Annotated in this window: 29 protein-coding genes and 1 tRNA gene; 16 read left to right on the forward strand and 14 right to left on the reverse strand. The window is 40.2% G+C overall.

Going from position 1 to position 24966, the window contains the following annotated elements:
- Window positions 1-73: 73 nt before the first annotated feature.
- From CL181_RS11445 to ubiE, 7 genes are all read right to left on the reverse strand, one after another.
- The gene (locus CL181_RS11445) at window positions 74-1978 is read right to left on the reverse strand and encodes a threonine--tRNA ligase (protein ID WP_097299443.1); all 1905 of its coding nucleotides are present in this window, start codon (window positions 1976-1978) and stop codon (window positions 74-76) included.
- 157 nt (window positions 1979-2135) lie between these two features.
- Window positions 2136-3245: a CBS domain-containing protein gene (locus tag CL181_RS11450; protein WP_097299444.1), complete on the reverse strand. Its 1110-nt coding sequence runs from the start codon at window positions 3243-3245 to the stop codon at window positions 2136-2138.
- Between the two features lie 38 nt (window positions 3246-3283).
- Window positions 3284-4240 (reverse strand): S1C family serine protease, encoded by a 957-nt coding sequence (locus tag CL181_RS11455; RefSeq protein ID WP_097299445.1) that lies wholly within the window; start codon window positions 4238-4240, stop codon window positions 3284-3286.
- 143 nt (window positions 4241-4383) lie between these two features.
- Complete coding sequence (locus CL181_RS21180) at window positions 4384-4509, reverse strand: hypothetical protein (protein ID WP_255251551.1); 126 nt, start codon at window positions 4507-4509, stop codon at window positions 4384-4386.
- A 194-nt stretch (window positions 4510-4703) separates the two neighbouring features.
- A complete protein-coding gene (locus tag CL181_RS11460) occupies window positions 4704-5624 on the reverse strand; it encodes an NOP5/NOP56 family protein (protein ID WP_097299446.1) in 921 nt (306 codons plus the stop codon).
- A gap of 231 nt (window positions 5625-5855) precedes the next feature.
- Window positions 5856-6185: a hypothetical protein gene (locus CL181_RS11465; protein WP_097299447.1), complete on the reverse strand. Its 330-nt coding sequence runs from the start codon at window positions 6183-6185 to the stop codon at window positions 5856-5858.
- A 115-nt stretch (window positions 6186-6300) separates the two neighbouring features.
- On the reverse strand, window positions 6301-7020 hold the full coding sequence (gene ubiE / locus CL181_RS11470) for a bifunctional demethylmenaquinone methyltransferase/2-methoxy-6-polyprenyl-1,4-benzoquinol methylase UbiE (RefSeq protein WP_097299448.1): 720 nt from the start codon (window positions 7018-7020) through the stop codon (window positions 6301-6303).
- Window positions 7021-7099: 79 nt separating this feature from the next.
- Here ubiE and CL181_RS11475 point away from each other — a divergent pair, with 79 nt between their 5' ends.
- Both CL181_RS11475 and dapF read left to right on the forward strand, forming a co-directional pair.
- Window positions 7100-7732 carry a DNA integrity scanning protein DisA nucleotide-binding domain protein gene (locus CL181_RS11475; RefSeq protein WP_097299449.1) on the forward strand — a complete coding sequence of 211 codons (633 nt, stop codon included), beginning with the start codon at window positions 7100-7102 and terminating at the stop codon, window positions 7730-7732.
- A 1-nt stretch (window position 7733) separates the two neighbouring features.
- A complete protein-coding gene (dapF, locus tag CL181_RS11480; RefSeq protein WP_097299450.1) occupies window positions 7734-8558 on the forward strand; it encodes a diaminopimelate epimerase in 825 nt (274 codons plus the stop codon).
- Window positions 8559-8817: 259 nt separating this feature from the next.
- Here the strand turns inward: dapF and CL181_RS11485 are convergent, their stop codons facing one another.
- Both CL181_RS11485 and CL181_RS11490 read right to left on the reverse strand, forming a co-directional pair.
- A complete protein-coding gene (locus tag CL181_RS11485) occupies window positions 8818-10761 on the reverse strand; it encodes a hypothetical protein (RefSeq protein WP_097299451.1) in 1944 nt (647 codons plus the stop codon).
- An 8-nt stretch (window positions 10762-10769) separates the two neighbouring features.
- Window positions 10770-13061 carry a type II/IV secretion system ATPase subunit gene (locus CL181_RS11490; protein WP_097299452.1) on the reverse strand — a complete coding sequence of 764 codons (2292 nt, stop codon included), beginning with the start codon at window positions 13059-13061 and terminating at the stop codon, window positions 10770-10772.
- A gap of 220 nt (window positions 13062-13281) precedes the next feature.
- On the opposite strand from CL181_RS11490, the gene CL181_RS11495 reads away from it, so the two are divergent.
- Entirely contained in the window at window positions 13282-14574 is a 1293-nt protein-coding gene (locus CL181_RS11495; protein WP_097299453.1) for an ATP-binding protein, read from the forward strand.
- Here the strand turns inward: CL181_RS11495 and CL181_RS20430 are convergent.
- Window positions 14571-14723 carry a hypothetical protein gene (locus CL181_RS20430; RefSeq protein WP_176505188.1) on the reverse strand — a complete coding sequence of 51 codons (153 nt, stop codon included), beginning with the start codon at window positions 14721-14723 and terminating at the stop codon, window positions 14571-14573. The genes CL181_RS11495 and CL181_RS20430 overlap by 4 nt on opposite strands.
- A gap of 152 nt (window positions 14724-14875) precedes the next feature.
- Window positions 14876-14949 (reverse strand) — tRNA-Arg (locus CL181_RS11500).
- A gap of 198 nt (window positions 14950-15147) precedes the next feature.
- Here CL181_RS11500 and CL181_RS11505 point away from each other — a divergent pair.
- Genes CL181_RS11505 through CL181_RS11535 form a run of 7 tightly spaced genes read left to right on the forward strand, consistent with a single transcriptional unit; the run spans window position 15148 to window position 19421 of the window.
- Window positions 15148-16497, forward strand: a complete 1350-nt coding sequence (locus CL181_RS11505; RefSeq protein WP_141398889.1) for a DNA primase small subunit domain-containing protein — start codon at window positions 15148-15150, stop codon at window positions 16495-16497.
- The gene (locus CL181_RS11510; RefSeq protein ID WP_097299454.1) at window positions 16490-17221 is read left to right on the forward strand and encodes a hypothetical protein; all 732 of its coding nucleotides are present in this window, start codon (window positions 16490-16492) and stop codon (window positions 17219-17221) included. Before CL181_RS11505 ends, CL181_RS11510 begins: the two co-directional genes overlap by 8 nt.
- Before the next feature lie 5 nt (window positions 17222-17226).
- On the forward strand, window positions 17227-17511 hold the full coding sequence (locus tag CL181_RS11515; protein ID WP_097299455.1) for a 50S ribosomal protein L44e: 285 nt from the start codon (window positions 17227-17229) through the stop codon (window positions 17509-17511).
- A 2-nt stretch (window positions 17512-17513) separates the two neighbouring features.
- Window positions 17514-17687: a 30S ribosomal protein S27e gene (locus CL181_RS11520; protein ID WP_097299456.1), complete on the forward strand. Its 174-nt coding sequence runs from the start codon at window positions 17514-17516 to the stop codon at window positions 17685-17687.
- Entirely contained in the window at window positions 17687-18487 is an 801-nt protein-coding gene (locus CL181_RS11525) for a translation initiation factor IF-2 subunit alpha (protein WP_097299457.1), read from the forward strand. The genes CL181_RS11520 and CL181_RS11525 overlap by 1 nt, the downstream gene beginning before the upstream one ends.
- A gap of 17 nt (window positions 18488-18504) precedes the next feature.
- Window positions 18505-18663: an RNA-protein complex protein Nop10 gene (locus tag CL181_RS11530; RefSeq protein WP_097299458.1), complete on the forward strand. Its 159-nt coding sequence runs from the start codon at window positions 18505-18507 to the stop codon at window positions 18661-18663.
- On the forward strand, window positions 18660-19421 hold the full coding sequence (locus CL181_RS11535) for a proteasome assembly chaperone family protein (protein ID WP_097299459.1): 762 nt from the start codon (window positions 18660-18662) through the stop codon (window positions 19419-19421). Before CL181_RS11530 ends, CL181_RS11535 begins: the two co-directional genes overlap by 4 nt.
- A 45-nt stretch (window positions 19422-19466) precedes the next feature.
- On the opposite strand, the gene CL181_RS11540 is transcribed toward CL181_RS11535, so the two are convergent.
- Window positions 19467-19925, reverse strand: coding sequence for an Hsp20/alpha crystallin family protein (locus CL181_RS11540; RefSeq protein WP_097299460.1), 459 nt, complete (start codon window positions 19923-19925; stop codon window positions 19467-19469).
- Between the two features lie 91 nt (window positions 19926-20016).
- On the opposite strand from CL181_RS11540, the gene CL181_RS11545 reads away from it, so the two are divergent.
- The 3 genes from CL181_RS11545 (at window position 20017) to CL181_RS11555 (ending at window position 23129) form a co-directional block, all read left to right on the forward strand.
- On the forward strand, window positions 20017-20649 hold the full coding sequence (locus CL181_RS11545) for a flavodoxin family protein (RefSeq protein ID WP_097299461.1): 633 nt from the start codon (window positions 20017-20019) through the stop codon (window positions 20647-20649).
- Window positions 20650-20788: 139 nt separating this feature from the next.
- Complete coding sequence (locus CL181_RS11550) at window positions 20789-22348, forward strand: PAS domain-containing sensor histidine kinase (RefSeq protein WP_097299462.1); 1560 nt, start codon at window positions 20789-20791, stop codon at window positions 22346-22348.
- Window positions 22341-23129 (forward strand): ABC transporter permease, encoded by a 789-nt coding sequence (locus CL181_RS11555; protein WP_097299463.1) that lies wholly within the window; start codon window positions 22341-22343, stop codon window positions 23127-23129. Before CL181_RS11550 ends, CL181_RS11555 begins: the two co-directional genes overlap by 8 nt.
- 118 nt (window positions 23130-23247) lie before the next feature.
- Here the strand turns inward: CL181_RS11555 and CL181_RS11560 are convergent, their stop codons facing one another.
- Window positions 23248-23514: a hypothetical protein gene (locus CL181_RS11560; protein ID WP_097299464.1), complete on the reverse strand. Its 267-nt coding sequence runs from the start codon at window positions 23512-23514 to the stop codon at window positions 23248-23250.
- A gap of 5 nt (window positions 23515-23519) precedes the next feature.
- On the reverse strand, window positions 23520-23645 hold the full coding sequence (locus CL181_RS21185) for a hypothetical protein (protein WP_255251553.1): 126 nt from the start codon (window positions 23643-23645) through the stop codon (window positions 23520-23522).
- A gap of 126 nt (window positions 23646-23771) precedes the next feature.
- Here CL181_RS21185 and CL181_RS11565 point away from each other — a divergent pair, with 126 nt between their 5' ends.
- From CL181_RS11565 to CL181_RS20440, 3 genes are all read left to right on the forward strand, one after another.
- A complete protein-coding gene (locus tag CL181_RS11565) occupies window positions 23772-24494 on the forward strand; it encodes a heparan-alpha-glucosaminide N-acetyltransferase (protein ID WP_097299465.1) in 723 nt (240 codons plus the stop codon).
- Window positions 24495-24626: 132 nt separating this feature from the next.
- Window positions 24627-24797, forward strand: coding sequence for a hypothetical protein (locus CL181_RS20435; RefSeq protein ID WP_176505189.1), 171 nt, complete (start codon window positions 24627-24629; stop codon window positions 24795-24797).
- Window positions 24798-24820: 23 nt separating this feature from the next.
- Window positions 24821-24958 (forward strand): hypothetical protein, encoded by a 138-nt coding sequence (locus CL181_RS20440; protein WP_176505190.1) that lies wholly within the window; start codon window positions 24821-24823, stop codon window positions 24956-24958.
- The last annotated feature ends 8 nt before the right edge of the window (window positions 24959-24966 follow it).

The raw sequence follows: 24966 nt of genomic DNA on the forward strand, positions 1-24966 counted from the left end.
TAAAATTCGCTAAAGATGTCTTATTTTTAAACTTCTTTAGCGATTTTTGTATTTTTAGGTAAAATTTTCTATACTACACGAACCTCGGCCTTTCCGTCAGTTTTACAGCAAGCGGATGTCTCTTGAAGGGGAAATCAGATATTTCTTTTGAAATCCGTTCATTAAGTTCACCAACACTCATCTTTATATTTGAGGGCTTATTCGGCAAAGATTCACTTCTCACAGTGACAGTAATATTCCCGCTATTTATTTCCTCGTCCCCGACAACGGCTACGTACGGTATCCACTCCTTTCCAGCATCGCGGATCTTCTTGCCAACGGTCTCCTCACGGTCATCAATGTCAACCCTGCCGTTCAATTCTCCCGCTACTTTTTTTGCATACTCCATGTGCTTTCCCGCAACCGGGATCACACGCACCTGCGTGGGTGAAAGCCAGACAGGAAACATCGGGACAATTCCTTTCTCCGAGTTCATGTTAGCTTTTTCAAGGAGCGCATAGATGCATCTTTCAATAGCTCCGCTGGGTGAGCAATGAAGGATAAAAGGTCTTTTTTCCGCACCTGTTGAATCGATATACTTTATGCCGTAGCGTTCTGCATTCTCAACATCGATCTGCACGGTTGATAAGGCGCTTGCCTTGTCCATGGCATCTATGTAATTGAATTCGAACTTGAGTACGAAATAGAAGAACCTCTGGTCCCAGAGTTCTATCAATACTGGTTTATTGACTGTTTTAACAAGCCCTACAATGAAATCCCTGTTCTCTTCATAAAAATCCCTGGTAAAGCGAATCGCTACTTCAAAATCCGAAAGATTAATGCCGATCTTTGAGAGAACATTTATGCACATATTGTACTGTTCGTTGAACTGCTCTACCGCCTCATCCATATCCTTGCACAGCGAGTGCATATCAGGCATGGTGAATGCTCGAAGGCGGCGCAGTCCTACAAGTTCTCCGCTTTGCTCTTTCCTGAAACTGTAGCGTGTGAGTTCCACCATCCGCAGAGGCAGGTTCCTGTAAGAAATGGTCATGTCGTGGTTCATAAGGAACTGCCCGAAACATGCAGCAAAGCGCAGGAATAACTGCTTTTTGTCAGCTTCAATGGAATACTGCCGCGCAGGGAAGCGGTCAAGATATTTCTTCAATGTGGGATGGTTCATATCATACATCAAAGGCGTCTCAACTTCCATTGCACCCATTTTTGCAGTCTCCTCCAGGACATAATTTTCAATAAGGCTCTTCATGAGCCTGCCCTTGGGATAAAAGCGCATATTTCCGGAGTCAGAGCCAGGTTCGTAATCAGCAAGCTCAAGCCTTCTCATGAGTTCAACATGCGGCGGGATCTTGTCTACTGCCCGGCTCTTGTGAATCTCATAATTCACGAACTTTTTAAGATTATCATGACCCTTAAAATCAAATTCCTCCGGTTTTAGCAATTCACCTTCAGGAGTTAGAATATGCCAGTAAGAAGTGGCTTTTGCTTCTGATTTCAGGGCTTCGGAAACAACCTCTTCTTTCTCTTTTTCCTTTAATACCATAACGCATTTTTCTTCCCCGATCCTTATCGTTCTTGAAAGTTCAGAAAGAGGATGCCCTTTGCATTTTATTGTGAAGGATTTATACCAGCCAAATGGAGCACGTTTGACTTCAAACTGCGCTTCTTTAAGTAATTCTTCGATCTTTTTCAGTGTTTCAATCGCAGTTTTTGGTGATGAAAGACTTGAACTCAGGTGTGCATACGGGTATAACATTACACGATTTGTTTTTACCTGTTCAGTGACCTTTTTTATTTCAGCAACAGTCTGTGAAGCAGCATATTCAGGTTTATCTTCATCGCTTTTCTCAACAGCTACAAAAACAGCAAGGACTTCTTCCATCCTTCCTTTCTTGAGGTCATCATCTATTTTCTCAGCAACAGGCGTGCTTTTTTTGGTTTCATATTCAATAAAATCCGAATGAATAAGTAGTATCTGCATTTTATCACTTTAACGCATCTACACAGCAATTAAGCTTAAAGTTTTGTCGGTTTTTCGGTTGGGCGACAGTGCTAACCGCGGATAGAAACTTTTTTACCGCAAAGTTCGCAAAGGTTTTGCTGCTATGCTTTGCGTTCTGTCATGAAGTAACAATCGCTTATTCCAATAATTGTATAACCCGCATAAGATCAGTCCTTGATACTATTCCTGAAATTTTTTCGCCTTTTTTAACTATTATACGGCCGATGTTATTCAGTGACATTAGTTTTAATGCGTTTACTGCATCATCATCTTCCTGGAGACTTATAATATTTTTAGTCATTACCTGTGATACTTTGACGGCTTTTCTTTCTTCCCTGGGGACTTTTTGTATGTCTGTAAATGTGACTATGCCCTTTAACTGCCCATCATCCACGACCGGATACCCCATATGTTTGAACCTGAATATATATTCCACAAGCTCTTCAATAGACATTCCTGAAGTTACGGTTTGAACTTCTTTAGACATAATTTCTTTTATCTTAACGCCCTCAAGTATCAGATTTATCTCTGTGGATTTTTCTTCTTCCGAAGCACCTATATAAATAAAGAATGCGATGAGTATAAACCAGAAGTTGTAGAATAATCCGAAAATCCCCATAAAGATGGCAAACATCTTTCCTATTCCTGCTGCTTCCCGCGTCGCCTTGATATAAGACATCCTCTGTGCAAGCCATGCCCTGAGCACCCTGCCGCCATCCATAGGAAATGCCGGAATAAGGTTAAAGATGCCAAGCATGATATTTATGATTGATATCATCCAGACAAGACGAAGATATGGATCGTTTATTGGATTTAAAAAGAAATAATCTACAAACGATTCACCGGGAGGTTTGAAAAAGAGATCTATAATTATCAATATTAAAGCAATCGAAAAACTGACACCAGGGCCTGCAAGAGCCATTTTCAATTCAGTCTTTGGATCTCGTGGGATTTCTTCTAATGATGAAACGCCGCCAAAAAGAAAAAGTGTTATACTCTGGATGTTGGTTCCGTGTTTTTTGGCTATGTAAGAATGTCCGAGTTCATGCAATAATACGCAGACAAAAAGCGATATTGCCGCAGCCAGCGAAAGTACATATCGAAACGGTACTTCCTGGTCGCTGAAACCAAACGGTGAAGGGGTTGCTGCAAAACTCCATGCAAAAAATGGCAGGATCAGAAGAAATGTTATATGCAATTTTATCGGTATACCCATTATTTTCCCTAATTGGAACGAAGTTTTCATAAAATTCCTCCAGGTAATTAAAGCATCTGAATAATTTATTATCGAATCCGTGGACTCTGCAAAGATGGCGCCTTTTCAAGCATTGTCTTGAGTTTCACTATCTCCTGGCCTCTGAAGAATTCCATCGTGACAATATCGCCCACTTTATGCTTATTGAGCACTTTGATAAGATCCCTGACGTTATTTATCTCTGTTCCATCCATCCGGATTAAGATATCCGCTACCTCTATACCAGACCTATCGGCTTCGCTTCCTCTCACTACATCAGTAACAACTACACCTTTTGTAGTGGGCAGGTTATAATAAGCCACCAGTTTGGGATTGACATCTATGGCATTCATGCTGATCCACGGCCTGATGATCTCGCCATACTCTATCAACTCGCCTGCTATTTCCATGGCAGCCTCTATTGGTATAGCAAATCCGATGCCCTGGGCAAAAGGTATGATGGCGCTGTTGATCCCTATCACCTCACCGCTGCTGTTAACCAGGGGACCTCCGCTGTTTCCGGGATTAATGGCAGCATCGGTCTGCATCAGTCCTTCCATGAATGTCACTTCAGTCTGGATAGACCGGTTCAATGCGCTTATGACACCTGCTGTTACAGTGGGGCCTCCAACAAGGCCAAGCGGGCTTCCTATGGCAATAGCCATCTGCCCGATTTTAAGATTGTTATCTTTTGCCATTCTGGGAACTGGCAGACCCCTGGCGTTGATCTTTATTACAGCAAGGTCTTTCATGGTATCAAGACCTCTTATTTGCGCCGGGAATACCCTTCCGTCTTCCAGGGCAACTTTTATCTCCTGTGAACCCAGAACCACATGGGCATTGGTAAGTATAAGGCCATCCTCATCTAATATAAAACCGGAACCCACTCCCGGAACAGGATGCACCTGAAGATATGCATTTTTCATGAGCCTTACTTCACTGATGTTCACAACACTCGGTATTACTTTTTCTACAGCACTAATAACCATCTCATCAAAGCTTGTCATACATATTACCCCATAAATTAAATTCATTCTCTTTCTATTTGAAGATATTTATTGCGTTGCTGTGCTGGATAAAAGGAAAATGTTTGTTCGTTATTTAACGAACCGTATTTATGATCATCTGGACTTATACTGGCAGTTAAAATTCAATGCAAAATCGATGTCAATAATATTGTTCCACCGACTATTAATAATGCCAGCATTATGAATTCAACTGCAATTCCGAATGTGTATATTCTTAAAATATTATTTGACAATATTTTCTCTACCACAATTATCACCTTACCTGCCCTTTATTCCACTATTACTGTAAATAGTGGTTTACTTTACCTATCCATTTCTTTATCAAGAAGATGTATGATTATTATAGTAATAACCGTGATATATAGTCTGTGGTTATTAGAGAATAGTATTGACATTAAATTATTTATATATTTATAAATTAGTTTCACGTTTATTCTATTTTTTACCTGGATTTTTTCTTCGGCCTGGTAGAGTTTTTCCTGATAGCCTCAACCTTTAATCTTAATTCCCGCTGTAAATCTTCTTTTACCTCGCCTGAATAAAGGTCATACCTGGAAGCAAGCGATATTTTCGCTGCAAGGACTCGTGCGATCTTCCCGCGCTGCCATTTTGGGGCTGTATTAATGAGGGGATGCCTGAAAATAACACCATGTTTCGGTGATGGGGCTTTACCTTTTAAGTGTTTGAAAAGCGCATTGTTCGCACCTATTACCTGTATCGTGCTTGAGGGCATGAAAGCAAGCTTTTCAAGGCCCCCCGCAATACTCAAAAGGCGCGCACCGAGAATGTGTCCTGTGATACATGTAATATTTGGCGCTATCAGCGGCATGTTTTTTTTCAGGTATTCTTCGATACGGTCTCGCGTTTCATACGATGCCACAAGACTTGAAGAAAAGCTTTGCATTATTTCCAGGTCAGAGGCTTTTCCAGGGTCGTCCATCCCAATGCCAATGATCTTTCGGGCAAGTTCTTCACCTTTCAAAATTGTATCCTCAAAATTCATGATATACCATTCCCTGAGCCTTTCCGAAAGGACATTACCTGTCTCATTGAGGTCATCGATAGCTTCCACAGCAGCGATTATTCTCCTGTCTGGTGTCACGGTTTGCGCGACCTGTTCTTTTGCAAGCATGATTTCGAGTTCATGGAGCAATTTGTCATATTCATCATTCGAACCTGCAAAACCATATTTTACCGCCAGGTTGCGAAGGTCTGAACCTGCGACATTTCCTCTTAATAACAATGGTTCATGGAGGAGTCGTTTGGTGATTGAAGAAAGGTCGTTCGGGAATATTTCGGCATTTATGATTGTATTATTTTCTACATCTACATTGAAGATCCCGAACCATGTTCGAATTTGCATGGGCTTGTATTTTACCTGAAAGTACTAAAACTTTCATGATTATGAAATTACGTTTGGAATAAACACAACATTTACATATATTATATATAATAAATATAGTTATTATGGACAATGAATAAAGGAACCGCAGATGAATGCGGTTATAATTCCTTCTTGCGGCGCAAAAATATATCACAAAAAACGCTCCTGCTTTGCGTTATTTGCGTATTTTGCGATGTCAAAATTTTGTTTCTACGCATTAGTTTTGTACTGATTATCAGTTATTTCTAAAGCAGCTCCAAGTGTGTTTAAAGACTGTTTAATTTCAGTTCTAAGCTCACTTAGCATTATATCGTATCTCGTTGAGCATGCTTTTATTTTTGGACTTTCATCTTTAATAAATAATCCTTGAATTAAAATTTTAGAGGTGTGGTATATATTCACTATAGTTCTTTCTTTTATATTAGAAATTTCAAGTCTTATATCGTTTGAATCTTCAGATTTTTTAACATGATAATTTTTGTCCTTGCAGTAGTCTGAGAACACTTTTGCTATTTTTTCAGCATTTGAATCTTTTATCATTTAATAACCACCACTTAGTGTTTATTTTAGGAATTATAGCGATTTGTAACAGCTATATATAATACTCCCAATATATATAAAAATATGTGTTTATGATTTTAAACGCTGATTGCTTTTAGAAGACACATTCCTTACCCACACTATTTTCACCATTGCAATGTCCCACATAAACCGTGACTATCCCGAAAGTCAGGTCAAAATATTCAACATGCGAAATACCTGCATCTTTCATAAGTTCAACAAACTCATTCCTTTTTGGGAATGCCATTACTGAAGCAGGAAGATAATTGTAAGGATCATCCCTTTTGGATATAATCGCCCCCACTAATGGTAAGATCTTCTTGAAATAAAAATAATAAAAAGATCTGAAAACCTTGTTCTCAGGTAAAGAGAATTCCAGGATAACTATGTTGCCCCCTTTTCTGACCACACGGTTCATCTCGGATAAGGCTTTCTTTATATCTGCGACATTACGTATCCCAAAAGCTACAATTGCGCCATCAAATGTCCCATCCTTAAAAGAAAGGTTCTCTGCATCGTTCTGGATGCAACTTACATTTTTTATATCCTTTTTCTCCAGCTTGGGCCTGCATAATTGCAGCATCTCATAACAAAAATCCGAGGCTATTACCCGGTTGTTTTTTGAAGCTTCTATTGCGACATCCCCCGTACCTGAACAGACATCAATAATATATCCTCGTGGAAGTTTTGACACAGCAAAGCGACGCCAGTATTTATCCTTTTCAAGGCTCAAGAGATGATTTAAAAAATCATACCTTTTGGAAATACCTGCGAACATATTCCGGACATATTCTTTTTTTTGCAATTGAGACATTATTACCTGCTGCTTCTATAGTCCAATCGAAATCAATTTACCAAAACATATAACTTATCTTAAAAGTAAGTAGGCTCTTATGATACAGACAGATAAAAACCCTGATAAGAAATCTGAAGTAATGCGCAACATCCTCAATATCTCAAAGAGGCTTGCAAAGGATAATCAGGGAGCTCTTTTCGTAATTTCGGATGGGAAGCAAATTGAAGGAAATTACCGCCTTCATTATCCCCAGATCCAGTTCGCGGGAAATTTACTCAGTAAGGGCATGGATGCTGTTGTCGAAAAACTTGCTACGCTTGACGGGGCCATGATATTTACCCCTGACGGGGAAATGGTTGCATACGGAGCAAGGATCTTAAAATCCGAAACACTTCTTGGTTTCGGGACAAAACATGCAGCAGCCAGAGGGATTACGTTGTATGACGAGACGATCACAGCCGTTTTAGTCTCTGAAGAAACCGGATGGATAAAAATATTCCAGAAAGGGGAGATAGTACTTGAGACAGATGCAATAGATATCGAACCTTCCATACTTGATAAAGTCTCACGTTTCCTCACTAACCAGGATACTGCGCTTCTTGCAAGCGCGGGTATTGCAGCAGCGGCTCTTGGCACCGCCGGGCCTGTATTGATAATTGGCGGCGCATATATGATGATAAAGACCGCAGGCCAGATGATCTCCTCTGCATTAAAGAAAGAGAAAAAATAATATGTTGCATTTTACAAAACTTCACGGGAATGGAAATGATTTCATCCTGATCGATGAATATAATGAAAAAATCATCGGGGATAATAAAAAAGCCGGTTTTGCGTTAAAATACTGCGACCGCCGCTTCGGAATAGGAGCAGACGGTGTGCTTTTTCTCGGAAGATCCGAATCCGATATAGCGGATATCAGGATGCAGATCTTCAATTCTGATGGCACACAAGCCGAGATGTGCGGTAATGGCGTGCGCTGTCTTGTGAAATATGCACTGGATAAAGGATATATACAGGATAAAGCGAGTGTCCAAACGCTTGCGGGTGTTCTACCCGTAACTTCGCGGCAAGAGGAGAAAACGTGGATTTCGGTCAATATGGGAAAACCGCAATTCCAGAGGACACAAATACCAGCTAAAGGGTCAGGGGAATTTCTCAATGTGGCTTTGCATGGATATGAAGTATCTGCGGTCAACACAGGAGTTCCACATGCAGTGATTTTTGTAGATTCACCTGATAATACCGAATTAATGTGCATAGCGCCGGATATCCGCTATGACCCGATCTTTCCGAAAGGAACTAATGTGAATTTCGTGCATGTTGATTCCAGGAATGAAATAACTATTCGCACTTATGAGCGGGGAGTTGAGGGTGAAACATTAAGCTGCGGCACTGGTTCAGTAGCCTGTGCAGCAGTAGCACATCGCCTTGGAAAGACCGGAAAATCAGTTAAAGTGAATACGAGAGGCGGGGAATTGAGAATTACGCTGGATGATACCGCCTATATGGAAGGAACCGCCGAGCGTGTATTTGAAGGAATGTTGGAATTGCATTAAAGACAAATAATAGCTACATTAAAGTATTTTGGGACCTCCTATTGATATTTAAACACCTAAAGTCGGCTATGAACCATGGTTCAAAAATGAACATGAAAAAAACAGCGAACTAATACGAACTGTTACGAACTCCGGTAGCGTGAGTTCGTAACAGTTCGTAAGAGTTAGTTGTTTATTTTTTTTATACCGGTATGCAAAGAACAATTATCCTGAACTTTGCGCTCTTTGCGTCCTCTGCGGTGAGCCATTCGGAAATACTTCACACCATAGAACTGAAAATCAATCTTGATACAATAGTCGTAACCGTGAACACCATGATCGATATGGGCAGGGTCTGTCCCAGATCGTACATGAATTGAGGCCTGTCATCGCCATACTCGATTCCGCCTGCAAACCTTGTAAGGATCATCACCAGTAAGATCATATATATTCCCACGACAAGCACGAAAATATCAGGAGGGACTGTCTGGGTCATCCCCGTTCCTGCTTCTTTCATAAAATCCCCGATATTGTATTCGTCTGGCAAATTGCTGGTCTCTTTTGAAATATTTTGCAATATCTTCTGGATCACTTCGGAAAGAGCAAGCGTAACTCCTGCTATGAGCGGGGCAAATATAATAGCCGTTGACCTCATAGTGGAAGTAACATCATACAGCCCCCTCTTGATATTAGCCTCCACCTCCTGTAATTCCTTCAGGTGGTCTGCTAACTTTATGATCGCCATGCCTGCTGCCTCATGGCTTCTATGTACACTCTCGGTCAGGAGTTTCATCATAGTATGCACCCTGTCCGAATAAATATCCTTGAATGCCCCATATTCTTCATTGAAAATAGCGCCATGTAATGTGGTCCGCATGCATGTGAGATTTTTTGCAATATCTGCAAAGGATTCGCCGATTTTCGCCCCTTTCATCGTTTCTGATGTGTGCGCGAAGGCTTCTTCTGCTGACCGTCCTTCTGAGATCCTTCGGCCAAGGATGAACATGGCATCAGCAAACTCATTCTCGATCTGTTTTATCCCATCTCGTATTTTTTTGTAAGGTGTATATAGTCCGAGGCAATATATCGTGATCATCGCAGTTATTGCCCAGATGATCGGGAAAGTGGCTAAAACCAATCCAGCCATGGCTTCTGTTGATATGATATTGAAAGGATTGCCAAAATAAAGAAGAATATATCCTGAAAAACCCACTGTTGTTCCGATCAGCAACGTAACAGTAATTATGATTTTCCTTGTTGATTTGATATTTGAAAGGTCAGGATGTTTATCTGAAATATTCGGAGGTGAAAAAGTGGCAGGCCGCTGGAGTAAAATAAATTCCGAATATATAAAAGTAAGAAGGGGCAGTCCGATATTGTAGATCAATACAAGGGTTACCGTATCCATCCTTACGCCAACGATGCTTACAGCGGGTATCAATGCCACAAGGGCAAGAGGGATCAATATGAAAATAGAGTACAGGACATAAGTCGGGGTTTTAAGTTTAGCCGCAAATGCATCCATCATGGTTTTTGTCCCCTCAAGAACTATGTCAAGTGATTTGTTAAGGGTCATAATTCTCTGGGCTTCATCCGGTTCGCTTGTAGAACTTTTTACAAGGTGAAGCGAACGTTTGAAATATTCGCTGTTCTTACCCCACTGGTTTGCAAAATCGATAAGCGCTTCATCGATATTGCTATATACGCGAATATGGATGTCCCAGATAAGTTTCTTTAAGTCCCTTGCAAGGGGCCTGAATGAATTGTCAGCTGCAAAAATTATAGCTCTTTCCATGTTGGGAACAAGCTTCATTGACATAACAATATAACTCTGGATTTCCGGGATATCTCCAAGCGTATGGATTTTTAAGAATTTTGCATGTATCTTGGGATATTCACTCAGGTAAATCATTACAATTATGGGAACAAGCGAGGTAAAAACCGCCGCAAAAATTATTGAATTTCGTTCATATGTGGAAATGCTAAATAAAATAATATCAAGGCCAACTAACGAAATGAATAACAAAAGGCCGCCAGTATAGGAAAGTATGTGGGTTTCCCACGGCTCAAGTTCAAATCCGGAAAAATCTAATGCAGCAAAGAACTCATTACTTGCGGTTTTTTCGCTTTTTTTCCTGTATTCATCAAGATCCTTCACAAGCCAGCTAAAATGTTTCACGGAAAAACGGCAGGCACGGCAATACAGATTCTGGTTATCATCCATAAATTATCTTACCTGTTTTTCTCCACGAAATCATGGTACCATGCCATCCACCTGTCATAAACACCATGGAAATCCACTTTTCCTTTATCATCCTGCATCTGTTCGAGGTAAAGGCAAAAAGCATTGTTTGCCTTCATTACCATGTCCGATTCCACAAATTTGGGATGCAGTTCGCCAACTTTTGCGATCGTTTCTTTGATCCTTGCCCGCACCTTTATATTAAGAGAGGCTTCATCAATGCCCATACCCCATTTATGGGCGATCTTACTGACAAGTTCCGAACCTCCCCTGTCAAGCAGATCAGTCGCTATAAGCTTATCCCGGGCTGCATCGAATACCATTATATCATTAAAAATATCATCTGCATCCGGATGTTCTTCCCATTCTCCCCCTGTTACTTCAGCTATTTCCACAACTCTTTTTTTCTTCTTCATTGTGCCGCTGATCCTCACATTCTGTGCTACAATGACAGCATCCGTCGATCTGAATGATGGCGCAGGTACTCCAAGGCTATTGACAATGCGTTCATATACTGCCCTTGTGGATGCCCCATGGATTGTGCCTATAACTGAATTTCCGGAGGCTCCTACCTGCATTGCCTCATACAATACTTTTACTTCAGGACCTCTCACTTCACCAAGTACCAGGGTGGCATTTCCCATCCGCAGGGCTGCGCGAAGCGCTGTTTCGGGATTGACCTCGATGTTCGTTCCACCTACCGCAGACTTTGTATTCATTGCCTGTATCTTGCAGCCAAGTTTTTGCAGATTCTCAATAGGAAGCTCAGGGGTATCTTCAATAGTCAGGATCCTGTATTTCTGGGGTATTTCAAGAAGCAAAGCGCAAAGGAGGGATGTTTTTCCTGAACCGACACCACCGGCTACAAGGACAGAAGACTGGCCATCCATAAGGAAACTCAATAAACCAGCAGCAAGCGGAGTGATAGAGCCTGTGTTTATCAGTTTCGGAAGTGTCCATGGATTTCGTGCATGTTTCCGGAATGCATATGCCAATCCGCCCGATGACAGCGGGTCTCCGATCACCGACACTCTTGTTTTGAACTCAGGCAGGTCCATATCAAGAACCGGATTTGCTTCCCCGAATGGTCTTCCGCTTATCGCCCTGAACCGCGTTATCATGGAATCGATATCATCCTGGGATAAATAGATATTTGAAAAACATTCTTCGCCATCAACTACGACATGGATGGGATTTATGTCAGCAGGTGAATTTACATACACATCAGTAACGCGCTCATCAGAAAGCACATCTTCCAGTATGCCTAAACCGGTTGTGTATTTTGCAAGTATATCTGATAAAACGTTTATTTCATCCGGGGTGAGTTTTAAGTCCTTCTCTCTGGCTTCCTCTGAAATCATCTGTGTTCCAAGGCGTGCAAAATAATCCCTTGAATTAGCGGATTCTGAAAAATTGATATCCTTTGGTCTATGCCTCATTAGTTTTTTCCGCACCGATTCAATAATTTCCAGTTCTACCGGGCGCATGTTATCATATTCCGGTGGAATCGTAAAATACAGGCTCTCCGGTCGGTCAGTAAGCGTGTAGATAGTTATTGGCAGGATCCTTCCGCAGGATCTTTGCACTTCATACCTTTCAAGAAATTCAGTATTTGATGGCGGGGCTGTGTATATCCTTGTGGTGGAAAAACCCGGCCTGACAAGTGATTTAATAATATTCCTGTAATATTCCGGACTTTCCACTTCACCTTTTATCCGGTCTGCAAGCATTGGTACACTGGATATCATTTTTTCCAGTAATGATATAAAATCGGATTCGATAGTGGCTTGCGTATTTGATTTTTGAAGGGTCTTGATTTTTTCCCTTATTTCCGAATATGCTTTTACAGGGTCGGAAGTACTTGCATTTATAATTGAAAGGAACCATTCTTTGCGGGCTTTATATTGTTCGCCCTGCATCCCGAATTCTGAATTTTTATATTCGTGGATATTATTAATGAACCGGGCCAGTAAGTATAGGAAATCCAGGTTTTCCATTTCATAGTCCCTGTCAAAAAGATGGGAGAGTACAAGGCGATTTGCTGCGGGTTCGCAGTTCAAGATCTGGAAAATATACTCCCTGCATGCTGGATCTGTGATGGATGATGAACCCGACTTACAGTTCTTGCAGTCAAGAATAATTATACGCTGGTGTTTATATTTTCTAACCTTATAAGAACAAATTCTCTCTTCATCTTTCTTTTTACCGGTCAATGACTTTAGCGCATCAACTATTGACGCAGTATGCAGAGCCATTTTCCTGTTGATTTGTTTTGTGTCCATTTTTAATTAAATATAATATTTTATTCCACCCAACCGGGAATAATCACTGTAAATCCCATGATTATTTAAATTTATCCGAACTCCAGTATAATAATAATTACTATTATAATAATATAAATTAGAATTATTATGATTATAATAAGTATTTGTTATATAAAATAATAACATAAATATTAAATAGTTTGTGCAACGTTTACCAATTTCTTTAATGGACTTAAAAATGAATTCAGAAGACAAAATAATCTCACAGGATCTTCGAAACTCAGGTGTCACCCATAAACAATACGTGATCGGAAGGAGAGATACGGACACTGACACAGGCACTCTGAACGTGGGAAGATACCTGGCTCTTGATAAGTCCATGGGATCAAAAGTCCAGATGGATGCATTAAGACCACATGCTATTCTTATCTGCGGTAAACGCGGATATGGAAAATCCTATACAATGGGAACATTGATAGAAGAACTTGCAGCACTACCGGAGAATGTGAATATTGCTTCTCTTGTTATTGATACGATGGGAATTTTCTGGACAATGCGCCACCCAAATACCAAGGAAAAGGATATTTTATCAAAATGGGGTCTTTCTCCTGTAAGTACCGACATAGAATTGTATGTCCCGGAAGGAAGCATCGGACATTATGAAAAAATGCATATTGATGTAAAGCCATTTTCTATTCCTCCATCAGAACTCTCAGGGTATGACTGGTGTTCTTTATTTGGTCTTGATCCGATAAGCCCGATGGGTGTTTTCATAATGAAAACAATTGAAGATATCAAGGAAAATACGCGGGAAATCTCTTTGAAAACGATCATGGATTTTGTAAAAAAGGATAAAGAACAGGATACGACTTTGCGAAATGCCGCTAATAACTATTTTCGCTCGGCAATTTCGTGGGGAATATTTCATGAAAAAGGGATTATTTTTTCCGATATTATCCGGAAAGGAAAGGTAATCGTTCTTGACCTTAGCTCGATTGACAACCAGAATATCAAGGCCATTGCTGTTAAGATCCTTGGTTCTAAAATTTATCATGAAAGTATAAGATCAAGGCGGATTTATGAACAAAGGAAAATGGGAGAAAGTCCGGATGAAGAAGGCATTCCCATGGTCTGGATGTTCGTAGATGAAGCACATTTATTTTTACCCCGTGCTGCCAGAACGCCTGCAACAGATATACTTGTGACTGAATGGCTGAGGCAGGGAAGGCAGCCCGGTCTTTCTATAATTTTTGCAACACAGAGGCCGGCTGCGCTTCACCCCGATGTCATGTCACAAAGTGATATTATAATCTGCCATCGCCTTACAGCACAGGATGACATAACTGCTCTTGAAGCTGTTCGTCCTACATATATGCGAGAAGGAATAGGTGATTCCCTGAGAAAGATGGGGACTGAAAAAGGAGTGGCATTCATAGTTGATGATAATTCCGAGTCAGCTCATGTTGTCCGTATGCGCCCCAGGAAAAGCTGGCACGGTGGTGACGAGCCAAGCGCGCTTCTGAAATTTTAGATTTCACGGTAAATACTATAATCCAGATGTGGCGCGGTTTTCATACATATATGCTCAATAAACCGCTCAGCTTCTTGTTTTGATGCGAACCCTGTTGCCATTCCTCTATCCCATTCAACGATGATTCCTGCTTTAGAATTTTTTGACATATAACCCTTCCTCACAATTGTTATTTAATAGAGTATAATCCATCAAGATATTTAAATTTATCTAAACGAAATTATAATAATGGTAATGATTATTATCGGATTGTTATTATAATAATAGTAATGATTAGTATCGGATTGTTTTTAGACATTTACGGGCTCGCTGGGATTTGAACCCAGGTCCTAGGCTCCGGAGGCCCAAGTACTATCCGGACTATACTACGAGCCCAATATGGTTTTATGCCTCAACATGGAAAAACCACATCAATAATAAGTTTGAAATGTTTTCCTTGTCCAGCACTAATAAGGTTATACCACTATAAATAAACCCGGCCAGATACATTATGGTTTTAAGCTTGCAGGACAATAAAAACCCGTGAATTTCAGGACAAAGCAATTTTTGAGAAAAAAGTTTGCAGATTATTACATGAACTCCCAACTTGACTTGCCCCATGATTTCATAAGGCGCGAATGGGGTTTTATATTCTTTGATGAACTTCCCGAAGTCGTGATGCGCCGCCACAAAGCTTTTTCCAGGGAAAACGAAGCGCTTGATTATATTCGCGGGATGGTTCCGGCGCATGCGTACCATTCTGCTGCGTATTATGAATTCCCAGGCGCTGGCACCATGAAAGAGAAAAAATGGCAGGGAGCTGACCTGATATTTGATCTTGATGCAGACCATTTACCCGGGAAGGCAAGATCGTATGCGGAAATGCTTTCCAATGTGAAATCAGAAACCGGGAAGCTCCTTGACTTTCTCCTTGAGGACTTTGGCTTTTCCGAAAATTATATAAGCATAGTATTTTCAGGAGGTCGCGGGTATCATATCCATGTGCGTGACCCGAAAGTTCTGGCACTTGAAAGCGCCGAGAGGAGGGAAATCGTGGATTATGTGAGCGGAACCGGATTGAGTGTCGATTTTTTGTTCAGGCCTGCGAAGCATAAGGTCTATGACGATGGGAAATTTAAGAAAAAAGAACTGGATACATCAAGGAAGATAGCCTCTTTTGAAGAAGGATCTGGTGGATTCGGCTGGGGAAAACGGATCAGCAAATACCTTGTTCAATTCCTGAAGGATATTTCAATTAAAGATGAAATTGAGGCTCAGGATCAAATTGCACAGTTGATGAGGAATTATTATTTGAATAAACCGAATTATGATACGATCCCGGAAGATATTGCCGATCAAATAATTTATATGAAGAAGGAAAATCCCAGAATCGGAGTAGAAAAAATAGCGCAGGAAGCTGGGATCCATAAAAATAAGGTCAAGAACTTCTTAATGAAGAGTGATCTATTGGATTATAAACGAGAGGCAACAATAATATTCAAGAACATAAGAAATATATCAAATAGCCCCGAAACATTAGAACGGATCGAAAATCAGGGGATAATAAATGATTCTTTTATATTTGACGCAATTGTCCAGAAGGCGATCGAAGAAAATAGTATCAGTCTTGGAAGCGCACACACAGACGAACCCGTTACAGCCGATATCAGGCGCCTCATACGACTTCCTTCCTCTCTTCACGGCGGCTCGGGGATGCGGGTCGTGCCATTGACTCTGTCTGAATTCAAAAATTTTGAGCCTCTTAATGATGCCGTGGTATTCAGTGAAAAGATGATAGACATTGATGTAATTCCGCCTCTTCGCCCCCAGAATTCAAAAGTTGAAATGAAAGGAAAAAGCTTTACAGTTACAGAAGGTAAGAACACCCTGCCAGAATATGCGGCAATATATCTAATGTGCCGTGGAGCTGCTGAATATGCCTGAAAAAACTGAAAAATCCCGGATAAATCTTGAGAACATACTGAAAGTAGAAAGAGAGGAGCGAAAGAAACTTGTTCCCCTTGAGCATGATTTTTACGGGAATATCGTCCAGCAGATCCAGAGCCTTGAAGATGAAAAACGCAGGATCAATGATCAGTACAGTACAAAGCATGCCATTATCGAGGATGAACAAAAAACGGTCAAAAACGCTATCGAAAGCATAATATATAAGCGGACGACCAAAATTATCAATGAAGCAAGGTATAATGCAGAAATGTCCCTTCATGAGACTTCAAGACAGAAGGAAAAACAAAACCTTGATTCCATGACCGGTGAAGAAAGGATATTCTATAACAGGCTTCTTGAAGTGATGACGCAATGGAGAAGTGAAATAGTAAACAGTATATTCAAACGGGAGAAGCCTGTCTATCATAAGCCTGAAGTGCTGCAGCAGGAAGATAAGTTACCCGAAATACTTTCCGCAGAAAAAAGCGATATAAGTAAACAATCCCCGGAAAAAAATGATATAAGTAAAGAGCTTCCAGACAAAAAGGATATAAGTAAAGAATACATTGTGGTGCGTCTGCTAAAAGACATTCCAACATTTGTAGGAGTCGATGGACGCAATTATACCCTGGCAAAGGAAGATGTTGCTGTGTTATCGACGGTGAATGCTAAAGCATTGATCAATCGCAAAGCAGCCATTCAGATCATGGTTAAAAGGTGATTCTCATGAAAATACCCAAAAACTTCAATACATATTGTCCGTCATGCAAGACCCATACACCGCACGTGGTGGAAAGAGTAAAAAAGGGGCAGGCATCGACATTGACAAGAATAGTCAGGCAAAAGGCCAGGCATACAGGGATCGGAAATTCAGGCAAATTCTCAAAAGTACCCGGAGGAGACAAGCCCACAAAGCGTATTAACCTGAGATACAGATGCAAAACCTGTAAGAAAGCACATCAGAAACCCAAATGTTTCAGGTCAGGGAAATTCGAGATCGTGGAGTCTTAATTATGGAACCAAAGAGCAGATTTTTAAAAGTAAAATGTAACGACTGTGAGAATGAGCAGGTCATTTTCGGATGCGCAAGCACTCCCGTGACCTGTCTTGTATGCAACAGGACGCTTTCCGAACCAACAGGTGGTAAAGCATTCGTAAAAACACAGATCATAGAGGTTCTTGAGTGATGGAAAGAAGCGGATGGCCCGATGAAGGTGACAATGTTGTATGCAGTGTTAAGAGGGTTACCGATTTTGGGGCTTTCGTAGAACTTGATGAATACGGACATAAAGAAGGATTGATCCATATCTCGGATGTGGCTTCCGGCTGGGTCAAGTACATAAGGGACCATGTGAGGGAAGGCCAGAAGATAGTCTGCAAAGTACTCTATGTTGATACTGCAAAACATCATATCGACCTTTCGCTCAAGGATGTAAATGAGCACCAGCGCCGTGAAAAGATCCAGCAATGGAAGAATGAACAGAAAGCGGAAAAATGGATCGAATATGTTGCCAAGACCGCTAAAATAAGCAAAGATGATCTTCCTAAATTAACAGACCTTTTCTATTCCAAATTTGGCAGTGTATATGCAGCATTTGAAAATTCAAGATCGGAAGGTGCATCGATCCTTGTAAAAATTGGAGTGGGAAAAGAAATTGCTGATGCGATCACAAAAGTCGCGAATGATAACCTGAAAAAACCGCAGGTTGACATATCAGGTTATATAGACCTGACATGCTATCTCCCTGATGGGATAGAATATATACGCAAAGCCCTTATCGCCGCAAATAAAGCCGACGGTAATGATATAAAGGTAGATATTAGTTACGTGGGCGCACCCAGGTACAGGATCCATGTTATAGCGCCTGATTATAAGAAGGCTGAAGGCGTACTTAAGAATGCAGCGCAATCGGCTATCAAGATAATAGAAAAAGCAGGTGGAAACGGTGAGTTCCACAGGCATAGTGAACAAAAGGCCGGCTCGTAGTATCAAAAACTGCACATATGGTATCAAAGATCAGAAAATGCAAATGCGGGAGATACACGCTCAAGGAAATTTGTCCCGTGTGCGGCTCCCCGACAACATATTCTCGCCCTGCTCGATTTTCTCTTGAAGACAGATACGGGAAATACAGACGGATAACCAAGAAGACAGAATCATGATCAAGACAACAATTTTACGGACAAAAAAACCCAGACTTAAAGACCCTATACTTATCGAAGGGCTTCCCGGGGTCGGGCATGTGGGGAAACTTGTGGCAGAACATATGATCGAGGAACTGGGCGCTAAAAAAATAATGGAAATTTACTCACCGCATCTGCCCCCCCAGGTCATTGTCGAAGACGATGGTACCATCAGGCTTGTAAAAAATGAATTATACGCATATAAATCAAAAGGTAAAAATGATATATTAATACTCATTGGGGACCACCAGAGCGCTACGAACGAAGGACATTATGAATTGACCGGTGTATTCCTTGATATAGCAGAAGAATTCAAGGTAAAGCGAATTTATGCCCTTGGAGGATATGGTGTTGGCCAGCTCGTTGAGACTGAAACAGTTCTCGGGGCAGCTAACAATATTAAACTTGTTAAGGAATTGAAAGGATACGGTGTTGAATTCAAGCCCAATGAACCCGGCGGCGGTATTGTGGGAGCATCAGGATTACTTCTCGGTCTTGGGGAATTGCGCGGTATTGATGCGGCCTGCCTCATGGGTGTAACATCAGGATATCTTGTTGATCCTAAAAGCGCCCAGGCCGTTCTTAAAGTTCTTTGCAAGGTCCTTGAAATAGAAGTTGATATGGCAGCCCTGGAAGAAAGGGCATCGGAAATGGAAAAGATAGTCGCAAAACTGCGGGAAATGGAGCAGGGACAAATGCCTGCTTCAACCGATGAGGATTTAAGATATATAGGTTAAATTTTTTTAAAATAGTATTGATGGCTTAAAGCCATCATCATTGATCTATTCAATCTGAAGGGGTGTTTTCTTCTTGATCTCGGTCCTGGGCATTTTGATCTCAAGAATCCCATTCTTATAAGTTGCTTTTGAGTTCTCAGGATCCACCGGCGACGGCAGGGAAATTGCCCTATAATAACTGCCACTTCGTCTTTCCCTGTAAATATAACCCTTTTCTTCCTTCTTTTCTTCCTGTTTTGTCTCGGCCGATATCTCAAGCCTGTCCTCTGTGACATTGATTTTGATATTCTCTTTTTCAAGACCTGGCATTTCTGCTGTTGCAGTTATCTCTTTATCATTCTCCGCCAGATCTATGAAAGGTTCACGATTTTCGGCAGGAACAATAGCGCCGCTTTCTCCAGATGACAATAAATGTCTTGATGCCGGTCTTCCCCAGAAATTTTCAAACATCCTGTTCATAGTTTCTTCAAATCTTCTGAAATCACTCCATGATGATTCTACCATTACTAACTACCTCCAATACCATTTCTGTAAATGATAATACTTAAGTTTAACGCCGTCATCTATTTGAAGTATACCTGCCAATTCAAAATATGTGAACGCCGAACACAGGATAAAACTTTTTGGTATTTGCGGAAGCCCGAAAAAAGGCGCAACCGATTACATTGTGCAGGAAGCCTTAAAATACGCAAAAGAAAAATATAACGTTGAGACCGAATATTTTTCTGCTATGGGTAAAAAAATGAACTTCTGCATCCATTGCGATTACTGCATACGCGAGAAAAAAGGATGTATCCATAAAGATGATATGCCGGAAGTTTATGAAAAACTCAAATGGGCTGATGCTATCATAATAGGGACACCGGTATATCAGGGATCGGTCAGCGGACAAACCAAAGTCATAATGGACAGGTGCAGGGCGCTTGCAGCCCAGGATATACATTTTATCCTTAACAAACCCGGGGCAGCTTTTGCTGTTGGAGGCGACCGCATTGGAGGGCAGGAACCATCGATCCGGACGATACTGGACTTCTACATGATCAATGAGGCAATTCCAGTCGGAGGCGGCTCGTTCGGGGCAAATCTTGGCGGAACTTTCTGGTCAAAGGACAAAGGAGCAGAAGGCGCAAAAAAAGACGAGGAAGGATTAAAGAGCATGCATAAAACTATAAACAGGTTGATCAAATTAGCTTCAATTTTGAATAATAAAAAACCCAAAGTAATATAATTTAAAATAATATTGGGATATATTAAAGTATAAAAAGAACAATATCCACCCGAACGTATGGGTATGAAGAGTCTATTAGACTTGAAAACTATATTGAAAATGGATAATCTGCGGCAAGAAAAGTAGGGGTACCATTAACATGGTAACTAAAGACATCTCGGAAAAGAAGAAACTTGAAATCAGCCTGAAAGATTCAGAAGCAAAATACCGCGACCTTTTTGAGAATGCCCAGGATGCTATGTACACCCTGGATATGAATGGTACTTTCCTTGCAATGAACAATGTGGGGATTGATGCACTTGGCGCAACAAAAGATGAAATAATCGGAAGCAACTTATCAGAATGGCTCACGCCTGAAAGCATGGAGATTGCCAGGAAGAGGCTGAAGGAATATTCTAACGGTATCCATAAAGGGCCGATGGTCTATGAAATGGTCCGGAAAGACGGAGAACACATATGGGTTGAGGTTAAGAATAGATTTATCAGGGACGGGGAAAGGATAACGGGAACTCACGGCATTGCAAGGGATATTACTGAAAAAATAAGACTGGAGCATCAGCTCAAAGAATCAGAAGCAAGATACCGCGACCTTTTTGAGAATGCAGATTACCCTATGTACACAATTGATATGAATGGTATATTCCAATCAATTAATAACGCTGGCTGCAGGATACTTGAAGCCGGGAAAGAAAAGATAATAGGTACCCATATTGTCAATTGGCTCACTCCTGAAAGTCTCGAATCAGCAAAGCAAAGGATTAAAAAACATTTGTCAAGTGTATCTATTGAAGAACCGGTAATATATGAACTGGTCTGCAATAATGGAGAGCACCGATGGGCCGAGATAAGAACACGTCCCATCAAAGAAGGAAACAGGATCACTGGAATTCATGGCATAGGACGCGATATAACTGAGAAAATAAAATTGGAACAAAAGCTCAAGGATTATCGTGTAAAACTGGAAAGATCCTATGAGGAATTGTTAGAAGCAGACAATGTCAAAACTGAATTCATATCAAATATCACTCATGAATTACTGACACCTCTTACCTCCATAAGGGGTTTTGTGGAATTGCTTGATGATGAAACAATGGGCAAGGTCAATGTAGAGCAAAAAAAGAGCCTTGAAATAATACTTCGTAATTCTGACCGGTTGATAAAGCTTATAAAAGAATTACTGGATACTTCAAATCTGGAAAATAATAAACTTGGATTGCAGTTCGGGCTTGTTTCCTTAAACAGTATTCTTTCAAAAACTATCCAGGATATCCATCCACAGGCTAATGATAAACAAATTATTATCATCAAGGATATTCAACAACTTCCTGAAATCTGGGGAGATGAAGAAAGACTGTTACAGGTTATAATGAATTTACTTATAAATGCAATAAAATTTACACCTCATACGGGAAAAATCACAATTAAAGCAAAAGAAGATAGTGAACATGTCAAAATCAGTATTTCAGATACTGGTATTGGTATTCCTGCTGATAAATTAAATAGCATATTTGAAAGATTCTACCAGGTGGACGGGTCAGCAAAAAGAAAATACGGCGGCGCGGGACTCGGGCTTTCCATTTGCAAAAGCATAATAGATAAACACTATGGAAAAATATGGGCTCAAAGTGACGGTAAAGGAAGTACTTTTCATATACTCCTGCCAAAATTAAAGAATAAGGAAGGTGAAAATAATGTCTGATCCGGGGATCGAAGCCGGGAGGATATGGGCTTCGTTTTATAAAAGCTGGATAATAGCAAAACGGAATTTCTTCACCATTTTTGAGGTGATATTCTGGCCATTTATCGGTCTTATGTCTATTGGTCTTATGGCAACATTTTTTTCAATGGCACAAACCACTATATCTTTTCTCCTGATAGGTGCGATCGCTCTATCCATCATCCAGGTATGCCAGATAGATATCGCATATGTAATGCTTTTTGATATGTGGAGCAAAAGTGTGAAACACACGTTCATGGCGCCGGTCAGGGGCTTTCACCTCATAATCGGCTCGCTTCTATTTGGCATTCTTCGAAGCACGCTTGTCTTTATTATCCTTATGGTACTGTCCTTCTATTTTTTCAGCTTTGATTTCCTTGTTGCCGGAATCTGGCCGACTCTGGTTTTTTTGGGCGGGCTTTTCCTGACCTCAGCCTCGATTGGAATTCTTGTTTGTATTTCAATTCTCAGGTTCGGACAGCGCGCTGAGGTGGTAGCCTGGACATTAACAGGGATAATGATGTTCATTTGCGGGATCTATTATCCGGTTTCTATGCTTCCGCCGGCCATACAGCTAATAGCAAAAGCGATTCCTCTTACTTATTTTCTTGAATATATGAGATCTTTTTATGGATATGGGGAAGCAAATGTAATGTTTGGTTTCGGTCTGGGATTTTTTTATTTCGTTATCGGCATGATAGTTCTTGATGCGGCCATTATTAATGCAAGACGTTCCGGAATGCTTCTGAGATTATCGGAATGAACACTTGAAATCCCGTAGTTCTTACTATTTGATCTTGATATTACAATTACAAAGGTATGATTCATCTAAAGCTCCAAGGGCTAAGTGTTCTTTACTTTAACCCAACGTTATAATGATTTTATTTATGACTCAGTATCTTTTTATTGTAATATTTTTCATATTCGCTGATCAAAACATCTGCATATTCATTCCATGACCCGTCTGGCACGAAATTATAATCTGAAAGTTCCCTGACAAGCTCAATTCTTTCGATCTCTTCGGGTTTTTTCTTTCCCTGGTATATTCTTTCAAATACCTCACCTACAGACATAAGACCGATCTGCGCATCCCCTATGCTTACCAGGGTTATTCTGTCATTATTTGATTGACGATTTATCTTTCCCATATAGATTACCTCCTTTCATTTTTTCCAAGAATTGCATGGACTTCACCAGGATGAACTAAAAGTGAGAGTCCTGAAAAAATATCTTTTTCTTTCACCCCGCAGGTAATTTCTTTGATCTCAAGTAAAGGCATAGCATTCTCCCACGTCAGCTAATTTTTTTGTTCCTTTCATATTCTATATTATTGACCTCATATATACTAACTTTTCGGTATAATACTGCTATCTTATTATTGATTAACCCCTGAGAGTATAAATAAATGTCAAAAAACCTCGAACAGGATAGAATACAGGCAATTGATTTTGTAAGAGGTATTGATATCATATTTATGGTTTTATTTAATTATTCTATCACTCTGGATTATTTCAATTTGATAAGGATCCCCTCAAGTAGTTTATACCGCTACATCCTTCCTGTTTCTATCGCTTCTATTTTTATTTTCATATCAGGTGTTACATCTTATATAAGCTATCAAAAACAAAAGGAAAAAGTAACAAGGAAGTATTTAATACGGGGAATAAAGCTTCTTTTTTATGCAATATTAATAACCTTATTCACTTATGTTTTTGTACCCCGGAATGCGATATTTTTCGGGATACTGCATTTCTTTGCAGTTACCTCTTTTCTCATACCTGTTTTTATAAAGTATAACAAGCTGAACCTGATTGCCGGTTTATTGTTTATTCTGTCTGGCGTTTATTTGCAGCAACAAACATTCGGTTTTTCATACTTCTTTTGGCTTGGTTTCATTCCTGAAAACTTTTCCACATTCGATTATTTTCCTATGATACCATGGATGGGCGTCATTTTACTGGGTATTTATTACGGGAAATATATAGCTGAAAAAACGCAAAAAATCAAGTTTAATAGCAATTTTTCAAATATATTTAAATTTTTGGGTAAACATTCGTTAACTGTTTATTTAATTCACCAGCCCCTGCTTATTCTCTTCTTAATCGTTTTTGGGTTCAAATTATTTTAACTCGTATTGTAGCAATTGATGCAGCTTTACTGCTGCATCCTTATAGAAGAAATTGGGTTTCTCATGCTTTTTATGCGGCCGGATTGTCATTATAATAATCATTTTATTAACCAAATATGTATATAAATAATTATGATTATACTTATTATTGATAAGTCCGAGAAAAAGATAGTATCCAGAGGAATTATGACCCAGAACAACAACGAAAAGATGATAGAGAAGGCTGAAAGAATGACTGAAGAGCAGGAACACAATAAAGAAAGAACAGGAAGATTTTTACCTATCTTTTTCTGGACAGACTGAGTTGATAAACGAAGGAGATTCATATGAATGAAAACACAATACAAAAAGCCGATAAACAAGATATGAATCTGAGGATTGCCCCGAAATCACTTGACACGGGTTCGAATGGACAGTTCCAGCAATACATGACGTTTTTCGGAATATACCAAATTTCAAAATAATTTTGCAT

Origin of the sequence: Candidatus Methanoperedens sp. BLZ2 (assembly GCF_002487355.1) — an archaeon.
In the GTDB taxonomy this organism is placed as follows: domain Archaea; phylum Halobacteriota; class Methanosarcinia; order Methanosarcinales; family Methanoperedenaceae; genus Methanoperedens.

What these genes read in the sequence shown, in the direction of transcription:
- CL181_RS11455 (WP_097299445.1), bottom strand. Translation starts at nt 4,240, where the DNA reads ATGACAAGCTTTGATGAGATGGTTATTAGTGCTGTAGAAAAAGTAATA.
- CL181_RS11450 (WP_097299444.1), bottom strand. Translation starts at nt 3,245, where the DNA reads ATGAAAACTTCGTTCCAATTAGGGAAAATAATGGGTATACCGATAAAA.
- CL181_RS11460 (WP_097299446.1), bottom strand. Translation starts at nt 5,624, where the DNA reads ATGCAAATTCGAACATGGTTCGGGATCTTCAATGTAGATGTAGAAAAT.
- CL181_RS20430 (WP_176505188.1), bottom strand. Translation starts at nt 14,723, where the DNA reads ATGTCAAAAAATTCTAAAGCAGGAATCATCGTTGAATGGGATAGAGGA.
- CL181_RS11550 (WP_097299462.1), top strand. Translation starts at nt 20,789, where the DNA reads ATGGTAACTAAAGACATCTCGGAAAAGAAGAAACTTGAAATCAGCCTG.
- CL181_RS11465 (WP_097299447.1), bottom strand. Translation starts at nt 6,185, where the DNA reads ATGATAAAAGATTCAAATGCTGAAAAAATAGCAAAAGTGTTCTCAGAC.
- CL181_RS21185 (WP_255251553.1), bottom strand. Translation starts at nt 23,645, where the DNA reads ATGCCTTTACTTGAGATCAAAGAAATTACCTGCGGGGTGAAAGAAAAA.
- CL181_RS11495 (WP_097299453.1), top strand. Translation starts at nt 13,282, where the DNA reads ATGAATTCAGAAGACAAAATAATCTCACAGGATCTTCGAAACTCAGGT.
- CL181_RS11475 (WP_097299449.1), top strand. Translation starts at nt 7,100, where the DNA reads ATGATACAGACAGATAAAAACCCTGATAAGAAATCTGAAGTAATGCGC.
- CL181_RS11530 (WP_097299458.1), top strand. Translation starts at nt 18,505, where the DNA reads ATGGTATCAAAGATCAGAAAATGCAAATGCGGGAGATACACGCTCAAG.
- CL181_RS20435 (WP_176505189.1), top strand. Translation starts at nt 24,627, where the DNA reads ATGATTATACTTATTATTGATAAGTCCGAGAAAAAGATAGTATCCAGA.
- dapF (WP_097299450.1), top strand. Translation starts at nt 7,734, where the DNA reads ATGTTGCATTTTACAAAACTTCACGGGAATGGAAATGATTTCATCCTG.
- CL181_RS20440 (WP_176505190.1), top strand. Translation starts at nt 24,821, where the DNA reads ATGAATGAAAACACAATACAAAAAGCCGATAAACAAGATATGAATCTG.
- CL181_RS11540 (WP_097299460.1), bottom strand. Translation starts at nt 19,925, where the DNA reads ATGGTAGAATCATCATGGAGTGATTTCAGAAGATTTGAAGAAACTATG.
- ubiE (WP_097299448.1), bottom strand. Translation starts at nt 7,020, where the DNA reads ATGTCTCAATTGCAAAAAAAAGAATATGTCCGGAATATGTTCGCAGGT.
- CL181_RS11525 (WP_097299457.1), top strand. Translation starts at nt 17,687, where the DNA reads ATGGAAAGAAGCGGATGGCCCGATGAAGGTGACAATGTTGTATGCAGT.
- CL181_RS11560 (WP_097299464.1), bottom strand. Translation starts at nt 23,514, where the DNA reads ATGGGAAAGATAAATCGTCAATCAAATAATGACAGAATAACCCTGGTA.
- CL181_RS11490 (WP_097299452.1), bottom strand. Translation starts at nt 13,061, where the DNA reads ATGGACACAAAACAAATCAACAGGAAAATGGCTCTGCATACTGCGTCA.
- CL181_RS11485 (WP_097299451.1), bottom strand. Translation starts at nt 10,761, where the DNA reads ATGGATGATAACCAGAATCTGTATTGCCGTGCCTGCCGTTTTTCCGTG.
- CL181_RS11555 (WP_097299463.1), top strand. Translation starts at nt 22,341, where the DNA reads ATGTCTGATCCGGGGATCGAAGCCGGGAGGATATGGGCTTCGTTTTAT.
- CL181_RS11505 (WP_141398889.1), top strand. Translation starts at nt 15,148, where the DNA reads ATGAACTCCCAACTTGACTTGCCCCATGATTTCATAAGGCGCGAATGG.
- CL181_RS11520 (WP_097299456.1), top strand. Translation starts at nt 17,514, where the DNA reads ATGGAACCAAAGAGCAGATTTTTAAAAGTAAAATGTAACGACTGTGAG.
- CL181_RS11565 (WP_097299465.1), top strand. Translation starts at nt 23,772, where the DNA reads ATGTCAAAAAACCTCGAACAGGATAGAATACAGGCAATTGATTTTGTA.
- CL181_RS11510 (WP_097299454.1), top strand. Translation starts at nt 16,490, where the DNA reads ATGCCTGAAAAAACTGAAAAATCCCGGATAAATCTTGAGAACATACTG.
- CL181_RS11535 (WP_097299459.1), top strand. Translation starts at nt 18,660, where the DNA reads ATGATCAAGACAACAATTTTACGGACAAAAAAACCCAGACTTAAAGAC.
- CL181_RS11515 (WP_097299455.1), top strand. Translation starts at nt 17,227, where the DNA reads ATGAAAATACCCAAAAACTTCAATACATATTGTCCGTCATGCAAGACC.
- CL181_RS11445 (WP_097299443.1), bottom strand. Translation starts at nt 1,978, where the DNA reads ATGCAGATACTACTTATTCATTCGGATTTTATTGAATATGAAACCAAA.